Source organism: Pseudomonas sp. JY-Q, assembly GCF_001655295.1.
GTDB lineage: Bacteria > Pseudomonadota > Gammaproteobacteria > Pseudomonadales > Pseudomonadaceae > Aquipseudomonas > Aquipseudomonas alloputida.
This window is the reverse complement of the sequence record NZ_CP011525.1, coordinates 4,312,996-4,327,806: the sequence shown is the minus strand read 5'-3', so window position 1 is coordinate 4,327,806 and position 14,811 is coordinate 4,312,996. Positions and strand designations below refer to the sequence as shown.

3 protein-coding genes are annotated in these 14,811 nt (G+C 65.6%); 2 read left to right on the top strand and 1 reads right to left on the bottom strand.

Features of this window, described 5'->3' with window-relative positions; genetic code table 11:
• Positions 1 to 164 precede the first annotated feature (164 nt).
• On the top strand, positions 165 to 965 hold the full coding sequence (locus AA098_RS19420) for an ABC transporter substrate-binding protein (protein ID WP_064614928.1): 801 nt from the start codon (positions 165 to 167) through the stop codon (positions 963 to 965).
• Positions 966 to 1,005: 40 nt separating this feature from the next.
• Here AA098_RS19420 and AA098_RS19415 read toward each other — a convergent pair whose 3' ends face one another.
• Positions 1,006 to 1,536, bottom strand: coding sequence for an RNA polymerase factor sigma-70 (locus AA098_RS19415; RefSeq protein ID WP_003254275.1), 531 nt, complete (start codon positions 1,534 to 1,536; stop codon positions 1,006 to 1,008).
• A gap of 308 nt (positions 1,537 to 1,844) precedes the next feature.
• Between AA098_RS19415 and AA098_RS19410 the strand changes: the two genes are divergently transcribed.
• Positions 1,845 to 14,798, top strand: coding sequence for a non-ribosomal peptide synthetase (locus AA098_RS19410; protein WP_064614927.1), 12,954 nt, complete (start codon positions 1,845 to 1,847; stop codon positions 14,796 to 14,798).
• Positions 14,799 to 14,811: the final 13 nt, after the last annotated feature.

Sequence of the window (14,811 nt, the reverse complement as noted above, 5' to 3'; positions counted from 1 at the left end):
TCCCATGCAGATCCTGCTAGAGCGTAGCCAATGTACGGGCATACGGCATCCTATGGCATTTTGCCGCCTGCTTTGGCACAAAGAGCAGACGCCAGTAGTTGTGCTGCCCCTGGAAAACGCCTAGCTTAGGCGCATACAGGCATAAACCGTGATGAGTGTCCGTCTTGACTCCAGCGCCCGGCCTCAAGGCCTTGTCCACCCTGATGCTGCTGGCCGTGTTCTGGTTGGCGGCACCGGTATGGGCTGGCGAAACGGTTGAAGTGAAGATTGGCGCAGCCCATTTCCCGCCTTACACAGTGCGCCCTGAGCAAGGTGCCGATACCGGTTTGCTGCCGCAGTTGGTCGATGCACTCAACCGGGCGCAGCAGCACTATCACTTCGTTCTGGTACCTACGTCTATCCAGCGGCGCTTCGGTGACTTCCAGCAGGGCCGCACCGACATGGCCATTTTCGAGAACCCACAATGGGGCTGGGAGCAGATTGCCCATCAGACCGTGGACATGGGCCTGGAAGATGCCGAAGTGTTCGTCGCCCGCAAGGAAAACGGCAGTGATCCGCGTTACTTCGACAACCTGCGCGGCAAACGCCTGGCCTTGTTCAACGGCTACCACTACGCGTTCGCCAGCTTCAACGCTGACCCCGATTACCTGCGCAAGGCATACAACGCGACCCTGACCTATTCCCACGACAGCAACCTGCTGATGGTGCAGGCCGGCCGCGCCGATATCGCCCTGGTCACGCGTTCCTACCTCAGCGATTTCCTGGCACGCAACCCGGCGAGCAAGGCGCAGCTGGTGCCTTCGCAACGCATTGACCAGGTCTATCACCACTACGCCTTGCTGCGCCCGGGGGCGCCTATCGGCGAGCAGACGTTCGCTGCACTGCTGCGTGGCCTGCGTGACAGCGGTGAACTGGCGCGGATTTTCGAGCCCTACCGCATCACAGTCAGCACGCGCAGGCCTTGATTCCCGCCCGACGGCCTCGCCAATGTTCTCGAAGAATGACTCAGACCTGCCGGTTGGCGGTCTTGCGGCAATGCACCAGTGCATCGCGGATCATGAAGTTGACCAAAGTCGGCGACACCCCCAGTTCCTTGGCAATGTCCTTTTGCGGTACCCCATGCAGGCGGTACATCTCGAACGCATAGCGGGTACGTTGCGGCAGCTCGTTCAGCGCTTCGGCAATGTCGTCCAGCGCGGCAAGGTTGATATGGGTGGCTTCGGGCGAGGCGTTCTGGATAACCACATTCAGGCCTTCCTCCTCGCTGCCGGAGTACTTCAGCTCCATCGTCTGCTTGCGGTAGTGGTCGATCGCAAGGTTGCGCACGATCTGGAACAGGTAGCTTAGCTGCGCCTTGAACGACGAAGTGATCTGTGGGGCAGCGCCGAGCCGGAAGAAGGCGTCTTGCACCACATCCTCGGCGCGGGAGCGGCAGCCAGTGATGCGGGCAGCAATCTTGACCAGGATGCTGCGGTTGTCGACGAAGGCCTGCAGTAATGGTGAATCGCACTTACTTGTGGATAGTTGTTCCGCCATGGAAATCACCTTGTCACAGAGGGGAAAGGAGGCGCCCAAGGGTGGGTCGCTTCCTACGACGTGCGACAAGCTATTCAGAATGATAATGATTGTCAAATGCGAAACTAAATTATTATTGGGTGTTTCTGTTCTAAGGGGGCATACCTCAAGGTATGCCCCCAACCTTGACGCAGCGCAAAACCCTCACCCCCGCTAATTTCTGCCCCCATCCATCCGTTCCCCTGTGTACATCCCCGGTCGCCGCTCGCTGCCCGCCCATGTTCGCGGCGTAGCCGGCACGCCCTAACAGACACTGGCAGGAACACCCCATGACGGACGCCTTCGAACTCCCGCTCTCGCTGGTCCAGGCCCTGGCGCAACGCGCCGCGCAGACCCCGGACAGGATTGCCCTGCGCTTTCTCGCCGACACCCCCGGCGAGCAGGCCGTGCTCAGCTACCGGGACCTCGACCAGCGTGCACGCACCATCGCCGCTGCCTTGCAGGCGCGCGCCAGCTTCGGTGACCGTGCCGTGTTGCTGTTCCCTAGCGGGCCAGACTACGTGGCGGCGTTTTTTGGCTGCCTGTATGCGGGCGTGATCGCAGTGCCGGCTTACCCGCCGGAGTCCGCGCGGCAGCATCACCAGGCGCGTTTGCTGTCGATCATCGCCGATGCCGAGCCGCGCCTGCTGCTGACCGTGGCGGCACTGCACGACAACCTGAACGGCCTGGAGGCACTGGCGGCAGATAACGCGCCCGAGCTGCTTGCCGTGGATGGCCTGGACCCGTTGCTGGCCTCGAGCTGGCACGCGCCCGAGCTCCAACGCGATGACATCGCCTTCCTGCAGTACACCTCCGGCTCCACCGCGCTGCCCAAGGGGGTGCAGGTCAGCCATGGCAACCTGGTGGCCAACGAGCAACTGATCCGCCAAGGCTTTGGCATCGACCTCAACCCCGACGATGTGATCGTCAGCTGGCTACCGCTGTACCATGACATGGGCCTGATCGGCGGCCTGCTGCAGCCAATCTTCAGTGGCGTGCCTTGCGTGCTGATGTCGCCGGGGTACTTCCTGGCCCGGCCGTTGCGCTGGTTGCAGGCCATCAGCGAATACGGTGGCACCATCAGCGGTGGCCCCGACTTCGCTTATCGCCTGTGCAGCGAGCGGGTCAGCGAGGCTTCGCTGGCCGGGCTCGACCTGAGCCGCTGGCGCGTCGCCTATTCCGGCTCCGAGCCGATCCGCCAGGACAGCCTGGCCACCTTTGCCGACAAGTTCCAGGCCTGCGGCTTCGACCCGCAGAGCTTCTTTGCCAGTTATGGCCTGGCCGAAGCCACCCTGTTCGTTAGCGGCAGCCGTCGTGGCCAGGGTATCGCCGCGCTTGAGCTGGATGCCAAAGCCTTCGCCGCCAACCGCGCCGAACCCGGCACTGGCAGCGTGCTGATGAGTTGCGGCTTCCCGCAGCCGGGGCACGCGGTACGCATCGTCGAGCCGCAACAGCTGCAAGTGCTGGGCGACAACCAGGTGGGGGAAATCTGGGCAGGCGGCCCGAGCATCGCCCGGGGCTACTGGCGCAACCCAGAAGCCAGCGCTCGAACCTTTGTCGAAATGGACGGCCAGACCTGGCTGCGTACCGGCGACCTGGGTTTCATGCGTGAGGGCGAGGTGTTCGTTACCGGGCGCCTGAAAGACATGCTGATCGTGCGCGGACAGAACCTGTACCCGCAGGACTTGGAAAAAGCCCTCGAGCGTGAAGTCCAGGTGCTGCGCAAAGGCCGTGTGGCAGTGTTCGCCGTCGAGCACCAAGGCGAGGAGGGCATCGGTGTCGCGGTGGAGATCAGCCGCAACGTGCAAAAGGCACTCAAGCCCCAGGACCTGATCAAGACCCTGCGCCAGGTCGTCGCCGACGCCTGCCGACAGGCCCCGGCCGTGGTCCTGCTGCTGAACCCCGGCGCGCTGCCGAAGACCTCCAGCGGCAAGTTGCAGCGCTCTGCCTGCCGGCTGCGCATGGACGATGGCAGCCTGGACTGCTATGCCCGTTTCCCTGAGGTGAGCGCAGCCGGTACCCGTGCAACCGCTGGCGACGAGCTGCAAGCACGCATCGCCGCTGTGTGGCGCGACATCCTCAAGGTAGAGGCGGTGGCCGCGGACGACCACTTCCTGCTGCTGGGCGGTAACTCCATCGCCGCCACCCAGGCCACAGCGCGCCTGGCCGATGAGCTGGGTATCGACCTGAGCCTGCGTACCCTGTTCGAGGCGCCGGTACTGGCCGACTACAGCAAGGCCGTGGCACAGATCATCGCCGATGGCGCCGCTGGCACCGCAGCCATCACCACGCTGGCGCGCGCCCAGGCATTGCCCCAGTCGCTGGCGCAAAACCGCTTGTGGCTGCTGTGGCAGCTGGAACCGCAATCAGCGGCCTACAACATTCCCGCCGGCTTGCACCTGCGTGGCGAGCTGGATGTCAACGCTCTGCACGTGGCCTTCCAGGCACTGGTGGCGCGCCATGAATCGCTGCGTACCGTGTTCAGCGAAGAGAATGGCCAGGCGCTGCAGCGTATCCTGCCTCAACAGCCGTTCAGCCTGCACCGCCTGGACCTTGAAGGGCACTCGCCCGAGCAGGTTGCCGCGCAGCGTGAAACCGAGGCCCGCCAGCCGTTCGACCTCACCCAGGGCCCGCTGCTGCGGGTAACCCTGGTGCGCCTGGGCGACGAAGAGCATCAGCTGTGGGTGACCCTGCACCACATCGTTGCTGACGGCTGGTCGCTGAACATCCTGCTCGAAGAATTCGCCAAGCTGTATGCCGCTCGCTGCCAAGGCCTGGAGGCCAACCTGGCGCCGCTGCCCCTGGGTTACGCCGACTACGGCAGCTGGCAGCGGCAATGGCTGGCTGACGGTGAAGCCGAGCGCCAGTTGCAGTACTGGAAGGCACACCTTGGTGGTGAGCTGCCGGCGCTCGACCTGTGCACTGACCACCCGCGCGCCAGCCAGCGCGAACACAGCGCCGCGCGCTTCAGCCTCAAGGTGCCAGCCAAGCTTGGCGAAGCGCTCAAGGGCCTTGCCCACCAGCAGCAGGCCAGCCTGTTCATGGTCCTGCTGGCCGGTTGGCAGGCGCTGCTGCAGCGCTACAGCGGCCAGGCCGATATCCGCGTCGGCGTGCCCAACGCCAACCGCCCGCGCCTGGAAACCCAAGGCATGGTCGGTTTCTTCATCAATACGCAGGTGCTGCGCGCGCGATTCGATGGCCGTCACTCGTTTACCCAGTTGCTGACCCAGGTACGTCAGGCCACCTTGCAAGCCCAGGCTAATCAGGACCTGCCCTTCGAACAGCTTGTCGAAGCCCTGCCCGATGCGCGCGAGCAGGGCCTGTTCCAGGTCATGTTCAACCACCAGCAACGCGACCTGTCAGCCCTGCGGCGCCTGCCAGGGCTGTTGGCCGAAGAGCTGGCGTGGCACAGCCGCGAAGCCAAGTTCGACTTGCAGTTGCACAGTGAGGAGGACCATCTGGGCCGCCTGAGCCTGGCCTTCGACTATGCCGCGGAGCTGTTCGAAGCCAGCACCGTCGAACGTCTGGCCCATCACCTGCTGGCGTTGCTGGAACAGGTGTGTGCCGCGCCGCAGCAGGCGCTGGGCGACGTGCAACTGCTGGATGAGCCCGGCCGTGCGCAACTGCTGGGTTGGGGCCAGGCACCGGCCGCCGCAGCGCAGCACCTGTTGGTCGAACAACTCAATGAGCAGGCACGCCTGACGCCGCAGCGCACCGCCCTGGTTTGGGACGGGGGCAGCCTGGATTACGCCGGGCTGCACCAGCAAGCCAACCGCCTGGCCCACTACCTGCGTGACAAAGGCGTCGGCCCCGATACCTGTGTGGCCATTGCTATCGAGCGCTCACCGCAATTGCTGGTCGGCCTGCTAGCCATTCTCAAGGCTGGCGGTGCCTACGTGCCGCTGGATGTCGATTACCCTGCCGAACGCTTGGCCTACATGCTGGCCGACTGCGACGCCCGGTTGTTACTGAGCCACAGCAGCCTGCTGGGCAAGCTGCCGCAGGTCGACGGTGTCAGCGCCATTGCCCTCGACCAGTTGCACCTGGACAGCTGGCCCAGCCATGCCCCCGGCCTGCACCTGCACGGCGACAACCTCGCCTACGTTATCTATACCTCCGGCTCCACCGGGCAGCCCAAGGGCGTAGGCAATACCCATGCGGCGTTGGCCGAGCGCCTGCAGTGGATGCAGACGACCTATGCGCTGAATGACAGCGACGTGCTGATGCAGAAGGCACCGATCAGTTTCGACGTCTCGGTGTGGGAATGCTTCTGGCCTTTGGTCACCGGCTGCAAGCTGGTGCTCGCCGGCCCTGGTGAACACCGCGACCCACAGCGTATCGCTGCCCTGGTGCAGGCTTATGGGGTGACTACGCTGCACTTTGTACCGCCGCTGTTGCAGGTGTTCGTCCAGGAGCCGCAGGCAGGTGCCTGCAGTAGCTTGCGCCGGGTGTTCTCGGGTGGCGAAGCGTTGTCCGCCGCGCTGCGTGACCGCTTGCTGCAGGTGCTGCCGCAGGTGCAGCTGCACAACCGGTACGGCCCGACCGAAACCGCCATCAACGTCACCCACTGGCACTGCCAGGTGGCGGACGGCGAGCGCTCGCCCATCGGCCGCCCGCTGGGCAATGTGCTGTGCCGCGTGCTGGACGATGAGCTGGAACTGAGCGCCCCCGGTGTGCCGGGCGAGCTGTACCTCGGTGGCGCGGGCCTGGCCCGTGGTTACTTGGGCCGCCCCGGCCTCACTGCCGAGCGCTTCGTACCCCAGGCCGACGGCAACGGTCAGCGTCTGTACCGCAGTGGCGATCGCGCCCGCTGGCAGGTTCAGCTGGAGGCACTGGAATACCTTGGCCGCCTCGACCAGCAGGTAAAGGTGCGTGGTTTCCGCGTCGAGCCCGAGGAAGTGCAGGCCTGCCTGCTGGCACAGGCGGGTGTGGAACAGGCGCTGGTGCTGATACACAAGGACGCCGTTGGCGCGCAACTGGTCGGCTATTACAGTGGCAGCGCTCAGCCTGCCGAGGTGCTGGCCGTGCTGGCTGAGCAATTGCCAGCCTACATGGTGCCGGCGCAACTCATCCCTTTGGCACAGATGCCACTGGGCCCCAGCGGCAAGGTCGACCGCAAGGCACTGCCTGCTCCAGTGTGGCAGCAGCGTGAGCATGTCGAGCCACGAACCGAGCTGCAACAACAGGTCGCGGCCATCTGGCGCGACGTATTGAATCTGCCGCGCATTGGCCTGCAGGACGACTTCTTCGCCCTCGGTGGCCACTCGCTGCTGGCTACCCAGATCGTTTCGCGCACCCGCCAGGCCTGCGATGTCGAGCTGCCGCTCAAGGCCCTGTTCGAAGCCAGCGAGCTGGGCGCCTTCTGTGCCGAAATCGCCCGCCTGCGCGCGGCCGGCGAGCGCAATCTGCAGGGTGCAATCACCCGTGTCGACCGCCGTCAGGCGGTGCCGCTGTCGTACTCGCAGCAGCGAATGTGGTTCCTCTGGCAGATGGAGCCGGACAGCCCGGCGTACAACGTCGGCGGCATGGCACGCCTGCGCGGCACCCTGCACGTGGACGCCTTCGAGCGTGCGCTGCAGGCGCTGGTCGTGCGCCACGAAACCTTGCGCACCACGTTCCCCAGCATCGACGGCGTGCCGTACCAGTGCGTGGCCGAAGACAGCGGCCTGCATCTGGACTGGCAAGACTTCAGCGCTTTGTCAGACGATGCCCGCCAGCAACGTTTGCAACAACTGGCCGACGACCAGGCGCACCAGCCCTTCGACCTGGAGCGGGGTCCGCTGCTGCGCGCCTGCCTGGTCAAGGCCAACGAGCGCGAGCACTTCTTCGTGCTGACGCTGCACCACATCGTCACCGAAGGCTGGGCCATGGACATCTTCGCCCGCGAGCTGGGCGAGCTGTACGAAGCCTTTGTCGATGACCGCGAGTCGCCACTGGCGCCGCTGCCGGTGCAGTACCTGGACTACAGCGTGTGGCAACGGCAATGGCTGGAAAGCGGCGAGGGCGCTCGTCAACGGGCCTACTGGAAGCACCGCCTGGGCGACGAGCACCCGGTGCTGGCGTTGCCTGCCGACCGCCCGCGTCCGGCAGTCCAGAGCCACCTTGGCGCGCTGTACCGCTTCGAACTCGATCCGGCACTGGTGGCCCGCGTGCATGCTTTCAACAGCCAGCGCGGCCTGACCCTGTTCATGACCATGACCGCCACCCTGGCCGCCTTGCTGCACCGTTACAGTGGCCAGCGCGACCTGCGTATCGGCGCGCCGGTGGCCAACCGCATCCGCCCGGAAAGCGAAGGCCTGATCGGCGCTTTCCTCAACACCCAGGTGCTGCGTTGCGAGCTGGACGGGCAGATGACCGCCAGTGAACTGCTGGAGCAGCTGCGTCAGGTTGCCATCGAAGGCCAGTCGCACCAGGACCTGCCGTTCGACCAACTGGTAGAGGCCCTGCAGCCACCGCGCAGCAGTGCCTACAACCCGTTGTTCCAGGTGATGTGCAACGTGCAGCGCTGGGCCTTCCAGCAAAGCCGCACGCTGGCCGGCATGCAGGTGGACTACCTGGTCAACGATGCCAGCGCCACCAAGTTCGACCTGTACCTGGAGGTGACCGACCTGGACGGCCGGCTGGGCTGCTGCCTGACCTACAGCCGCGACCTGTTCGACGCGCCGCGCATCGCGCGCATGGCCGAGCACTGGCAACAACTGCTGGACGGTTTGCTCGACAACCCGCACCACCGCCTGTGCGAACTGCCGATGCTGAGCAGTGCCGAGCAACAAGTGCTTACAGGCCAATTGCAGGGCGAACACGATTTCGACCTTGGCCAGACCCTCCACGGTCTGTTCGCCGCCCAGGCCGCGCGCACGCCACAGGCGGGCGCGTTGACCTTCGCCGGCCAGCACTTGACCTACGCCGAGCTCGACCAGCAGGCCAACCGCCTGGCGCGTGCCCTGCGCGAACGAGGTGTCGGCCCGCAGGTGCGGGTGGGCCTGGCGCTGGAGCGCTCGCTGGAAATGGTCGTCGGCCTGCTGGCCATCCTCAAGGCCGGCGGCGCCTATGTACCGCTCGACCCCGAGTACCCGCTCGACCGCCTGCGCTACATGATCGAAGACAGCCGCATCGGCTTGCTGCTCAGCCAGCGTGCGCTACTGCACACCCTGGGCGAGTTGCCTGAAGGCGTGGCCAGCTGGAGCCTGGAAGACGATGCCGCCAGCCTGGCGGCGTACAGCGATGCGCCGCTGGACAACCTCAGCCTGCCGCAGCACCAGGCTTACCTGATCTACACCTCAGGCTCTACCGGCAAACCCAAGGGCGTGGTGGTCAGCCATGGCGAGTTCGCCATGCACTGCCAGGCGGTGATCGCTGCATTCGGCATGCGCAGCGATGACTGCGAGCTGCACTTCTATTCCATCAACTTCGACGCTGCCAGCGAGCGCCTGTGGGTGCCGCTGTTGTGTGGTGCGCGCGTGGTATTGCGCGCCCAGGGGCAGTGGGGCGCCGAGGACATCTGCCAGTTGGTGCGCGAGCAGCAGGTGAGCATTCTGGGCTTTACCCCCAGCTACGGCAGCCAGCTGGCGCAGTACCTGGGCGGGCGGGGCGAACAATTGCCGGTACGCCTGGTGATTACCGGGGGCGAGGCGCTGACCGGCGAGCACCTGCAGCGTATTCGCCAGGCCTTTGCGCCGCAGCAGTGCTTCAATGCCTACGGCCCGACCGAAACCGTGGTCATGCCGCTGGCGTGCCTGGCCCCAGAGGCCTTGCCAGCAGACCTTGGCAGCGTACCGATCGGCCGCGTCATCGGTAGCCGTACGGCCTACATCCTCGACGAGGATCTGGCCTTGTTGCCGCAAGGCGGTATTGGCGAACTGTACGTCGGCGGTGCCGGCCTGGCCCAGGGTTACCACGACCGGCCAGGCCTCACTGCCGAGCGCTTTGTCGCCGACCCGTTCAGTGCCGAAGGCGGGCGCCTGTACCGTACCGGCGACCTGGTACGTCTGGGTACCGATGGCCTGGTGGAGTATGTCGGCCGTGCTGATCAGCAGGTGAAGATCCGCGGCTTCCGTATCGAACTGGGCGAAATCGAGAGCCGCCTGCAAGCGCACGAGGAAGTCGACGAGGCCGTCGTGCTGGCGCTGGACTTGCCGGGCGGCAAGCAGCTGGTGGGCTATCTGGTGTGCAGGCAGGCCACCGCCGGTAGCGACGCGCAACAACTGCTGCGCGAAGCGGTGAAAGCCGATGCCCGCCAGCACCTGCCCGACTACATGGTGCCTGCGCACTTGGTGCTGCTCGACAGCCTGCCGCTGATGGGCAACGGCAAGCTCGACCGCCGTGCGCTGCCATTGCCGGACCTTGAGCAGGCGCGCCAGCAATACCAGGCCCCTGGTAGTGAGGTGGAAGCACAGCTGGCGCAGATCTGGCGCGATGTGCTCAACGTTGCCCGGGTCGGCGTGCAGGACAACTTCTTCGAGCTGGGGGGCGACTCGATCCTGTCGATTCAGGTGGTCAGCCGCGCCCGGCAGGCCGGCTTGCAATTCACCCCACGCGACCTGTTCCAGCATCAGACCATCCAGACCCTGGCAACTGTGGTTCAGCTCAGCGAAGCCGCGAGCACCGTCGAGCAAGGCCTGCGCCAGGGCCAGGCCGGGCTGACGCCGATCCAGCACTGGTTCTTCGACAGTGACGTGCCACAGCCGCAACACTGGAACCAGGCCGTGCTGCTGGAGGTGCGCCAACCCTTGGTTGAGGCCACCCTTGGACAGGCATTGGCTGCGCTGGTGCAGCACCATGACAGCCTGCGCCTGCGCTTCAGCGACGCCCAGGGCCGCTGGCAGGCGCAGTACGCGCAGCCTGGCGCCGAGCAACTGCTGTGGAGCGCCACTGTCGCCGATTTCAATGATTGTCAGGCACTCTACACTGACGTGCAGCGCAGCCTGGACCTGCAACAGGGGCCGCTGCTGCGCGCCTTGCTGGTGCGTGACGGGCAGGGCACCCAGCGGTTGCTGCTGGCGATTCATCACCTGGTGGTTGATGGCGTGTCCTGGCGGGTGCTGCTGGAAGACCTGCAGGCGCTGTACCGTGGCCAGCCTCTGCCGGCCAAGACCCACGCCGTCGGCGACTGGGCGGCGCGCCTGGTCAGCTACGCCGGCAGCGATTCGCTGCGTGACGAACTGGCCTGGTGGCAAGGCCAGCTGGGCGGTGTGCGTCGCGAATTGCCGTGCGACCATCCGCAGGGCGGCAATTTGCATCGCCACGCTCAAACTCTGGCCATCGGCCTGGACGTGGAGCAAACCCGACAGCTGTTGCAACTGGCCCCGGCGGCTTACCACACCCAGGTCAACGACCTGCTGTTGACTGCACTGGCGCGGGCCTTGTGCCGCTGGAGCGGCGATGAAGAAGTGCTGGTGCAGCTCGAAGGCCATGGCCGTGACGGGTTGTTCGAAGACATGGACCTGACCCGCAGCGTCGGCTGGTTCACCAATGCCTACCCACTGAGCCTGCGTCCGCTGCCAGGTGAAGACGACGCGGCGCGGGCCGGTTCGATCAAGCGCATCAAGGAACAACTGCGCCATGTACCGCACAAGGGCCTGGGCTACGGCGTACTGCGCTACCTGGCGGATGCCGCCGGGCGCGAGCAGATGGCGGCCTTGCCGCAGGCGCGCATCACCTTCAACTACCTGGGCCAGTTCGACCAGCAGTTCGACAGTGCGGCCTTGTTCCAGCCCCTGGAGGCCCCGGCCGGGTTGGCGCATGACCTCGATGCGCCGTTGCCCAACTGGTTGAGCGTCGATGGCCAGGTGTATGGCGGTGCTCTGCAATTGCGCTGGACCTTCAGCGCCGAGCGCTACGACCAGCAGACCATCGCGGGTCTGGCCGAGGCCTATCGTCAGGAGCTGCTGGCGCTGGTCGCGCATTGCCTGGCCGATGGCAATGGCAGCTTCACCCCATCGGACTTCCCGCTGGCGCACCTGACTCAGGAGCAGATCGACGCATTGCCGGTCCCAGCCGCGCAGATCGAGGACGTTTACCCGCTGACGCCGATGCAGGAAGGCATGCTGCTGCACACCCTGCTGGAGCCGGGCACTGGCCTGTACTACATGCAGGACCGCTACCGTATCAACAGTGCCTTGGACCCTGAGCGTTTCGCCCGGGCTTGGCAGGCGGTGGTGGCGCGCCACGAAGCGTTGCGCGCATCGTTCAGCTGGAACAGCGGCGAGGCGATGCTGCAGATCATCCACAAGCCGGGCAACCTGGCGGTGGACTACCAGGACTGGCGCGGCCTGGCCGACGATGCCCAGGAGCAGCGCCTGCAGGCCCTGCACAAGCAGGAGCGCGAGGCCGGCTTTGCTTTGCTCAGCGAGGCACCGTTCCACCTGCGCCTGGTGCGCGTGGCCGATGAACGCTACTGGTTCATGATGAGCAACCACCACATCCTTATCGATGCCTGGTGCCGCTCGCTGTTGATGAACGATTTCTTCGAGGTCTACCAGGCCCTTGGCGAAGGCCGTCAGGCCCAACTGCCGGTGCCGCCGCGTTACCGCGATTACATCGGTTGGCTGCAACGCCAGGGCCTGGACGACGCACGTGCCTGGTGGCAGGCCAACCTGGCCGGCTTCGAACGTGCCACAGCCATCCCGAGCGACCGCCCGCTGCGCCATGACCACGCCGGTAGCGGCATGGTCGTCGGCGATTGTTATACCCGCCTTGAGGTGAATGATGGCGTGCGTCTGCGCGAACTGGCCCAGGCCCATCAGCTCACCGTCAACACTTTCGCTCAGGCGGCCTGGGCCCTGGTGCTGTCGCGCTACAGCGGCGACCGCGACGTGGCCTTTGGCGTAACCGTGGCCGGGCGCCCGGTGAGCATGCCGCAGATGCAGCGCACCGTCGGCCTGTTCATCAACAGCGTGGCCCTGCGCGTGCAGTTGCCCGCGGCGGGTGAGCGCTGCAGTGTGCGCCAGTGGCTGCAAGGCCTGCTGCAAAGCAACATGGAGCTGCGCGAGTACGAATACCTGCCGCTGGTGGCGATCCAGGCGTGCAGCGAGCTGCCCAAGGGCCAGCCGCTGTTCGACAGCCTGTTCGTGTTCGAGAATGCGCCGGTTGAAACCGCCGTGCTCGATCACGCCCAGCACCTGAACGCCAGCTCCGACTCGGGCCGTACCCACACCAACTTCCCGCTGACGGCGGTGTGTTACCCGGGTGATGACCTGGGCCTGCACCTGTCGTTTGACCAGCGTTACTTCGATTACCCGACCGTCGAGCGCCTGCTGGCCGAATTCAAGCGCCTGCTGCTGGCGCTGGTACAAGGTTTTGAAGGGGAGGTGAGCGAGCTACCGCTGCTGAGCGCCCAGGAGCAAGGCTTCCTGCTGGAGGACTGCAACCGGACCGAGCGGGTTTATCCGCTGGAACAGAGCTACATCGCGCAGTTCGAAGCGCAGGTCGTGGCGCATCCACAGCGTACCGTGGCCCGCTGCCTGGAGGCATCCTATGATTACGCCGGGCTGAACCTGGCGGCCAACCGCCTGGGCCATGCGCTGGTGGCTGCCGGCGTCTGCGTGGATCAGCCAGTGGCACTGCTTGCCGAGCGTGGGTTGCCGCTGCTGGGCATGATTGTCGGCAGCTTCAAGGCCGGCGCCGGCTACCTGCCGCTGGACCCGGGCCTGCCGGCGGCGCGCCTGCAAAGCATCATCCAGCTCAGCCGCACGCCAGTGCTGGTGTGCAGCGCGGCCTGCGCCGAGCAGGGGCGGCAGTTGCTCGGTGAGCTGGAGGCTGCGCTGCGGCCGCAACTGCTGGTCTGGGAAGACGTCCAGGCCAACCCGATCGCAAGCCACAACCCGGGTGTCCACAGTGGCCCGGACAACCTCGCCTACGTGATCTACACCTCAGGCTCGACCGGCCTGCCGAAAGGGGTGATGGTCGAGCAGCGCGGCATGCTCAACAACCAGCTGAGCAAGGTGCCTTACCTGGCGCTGAGCGAGCAGGACGTGATTGCCCAGACCGCCTCGCAAAGCTTCGACATCTCGGTCTGGCAGTTCCTGGCTGCGCCGCTGTTCGGCGCCAAGGTAGAGATCGTGCCGAATGCCATCGCCCATGACCCGCAGGGCCTGCTGGCGCACGTGCAGGCCACCGGCATCACCGTGCTGGAGAGCGTGCCGTCCCTGATCCAGGGCATGCTGGCCAGCGACCACCAGGCCCTCGACGGCCTGCGCTGGATGCTGCCGACCGGCGAGGCCATGCCACCGGAGCTGGCGGCGCAGTGGCTGCAGCGCTACCCGCAGATCGGCCTGGTCAATGCCTATGGCCCGGCGGAGTGCTCGGATGACGTGGCGTTCTTCCGCGTCGATGCCGCCTCGACCCAAGGCAGCTACCTGCCAATCGGCACGCCCACCGATAACAACCGGCTGTACTTGTTCGGCGACGACCAGGCGCTGGTGCCGCTGGGGGCAGTGGGCGAGCTGTGCGTGGCGGGTACGGGTGTAGGCCGTGGCTACGTCGGTGACCCGGTGCGCACGGCGCTGGCGTTCATTCCTCACCCTTACGGGGCACTGGGAGAGCGCCTGTACCGTACCGGTGACCTGGCGCGGCAACGCCCGGACGGCGTGCTGGAATATGTCGGGCGCATCGACCACCAGGTGAAGATTCGCGGCTATCGCATCGAACTGGGCGAAATCGAGGCCCGGCTGCATGAGCAGGCGGAAATTCGCGATGCCGCTGTGGCGGTGCAGGAGGGCGTGAACGGCAAGCATCTGGTTGGCTACCTGGTGGCGCACCAGGGCGTCAGTGCCGATGCCGCGTTGCTGGAGCAGGTCAAGCAACGACTGCGTGCCGAGTTGCCGGAGTACATGGTGCCCTTGCACTGGGGCTGGTTCGACAGCTTGCCGCACAACGCCAACGGCAAGCTCGACCGCAAGGCCCTGCCAGCCATCGACATCGGCGTGCAGCACAGCCAGGCCTATCTGGCGCCACGCAACGAACTGGAGGACCTGTTGGCGGGTATCTGGGCCGATGTGCTCAAGGCAGAGCGGGTTGGTGTACACGACAACTTCTTCGAGTTGGGCGGCCATTCATTGCTGGCCACGCAAATCGCTTCGCGGGTGCAGAAGCAGCTACAGCTGAACGTGCCGCTCCGGGCGATGTTCGAGTGCAGCACGGTGGAGGCGTTGGCCGAGTATGTACAGGGGCTGCAGGGCAGTGCGCTGGATGATGACAAGGTCGACCGGCTCAGTGACCTGATGGCGGAACTGGAGGGGCTGTGATGGGCAGGGGCGC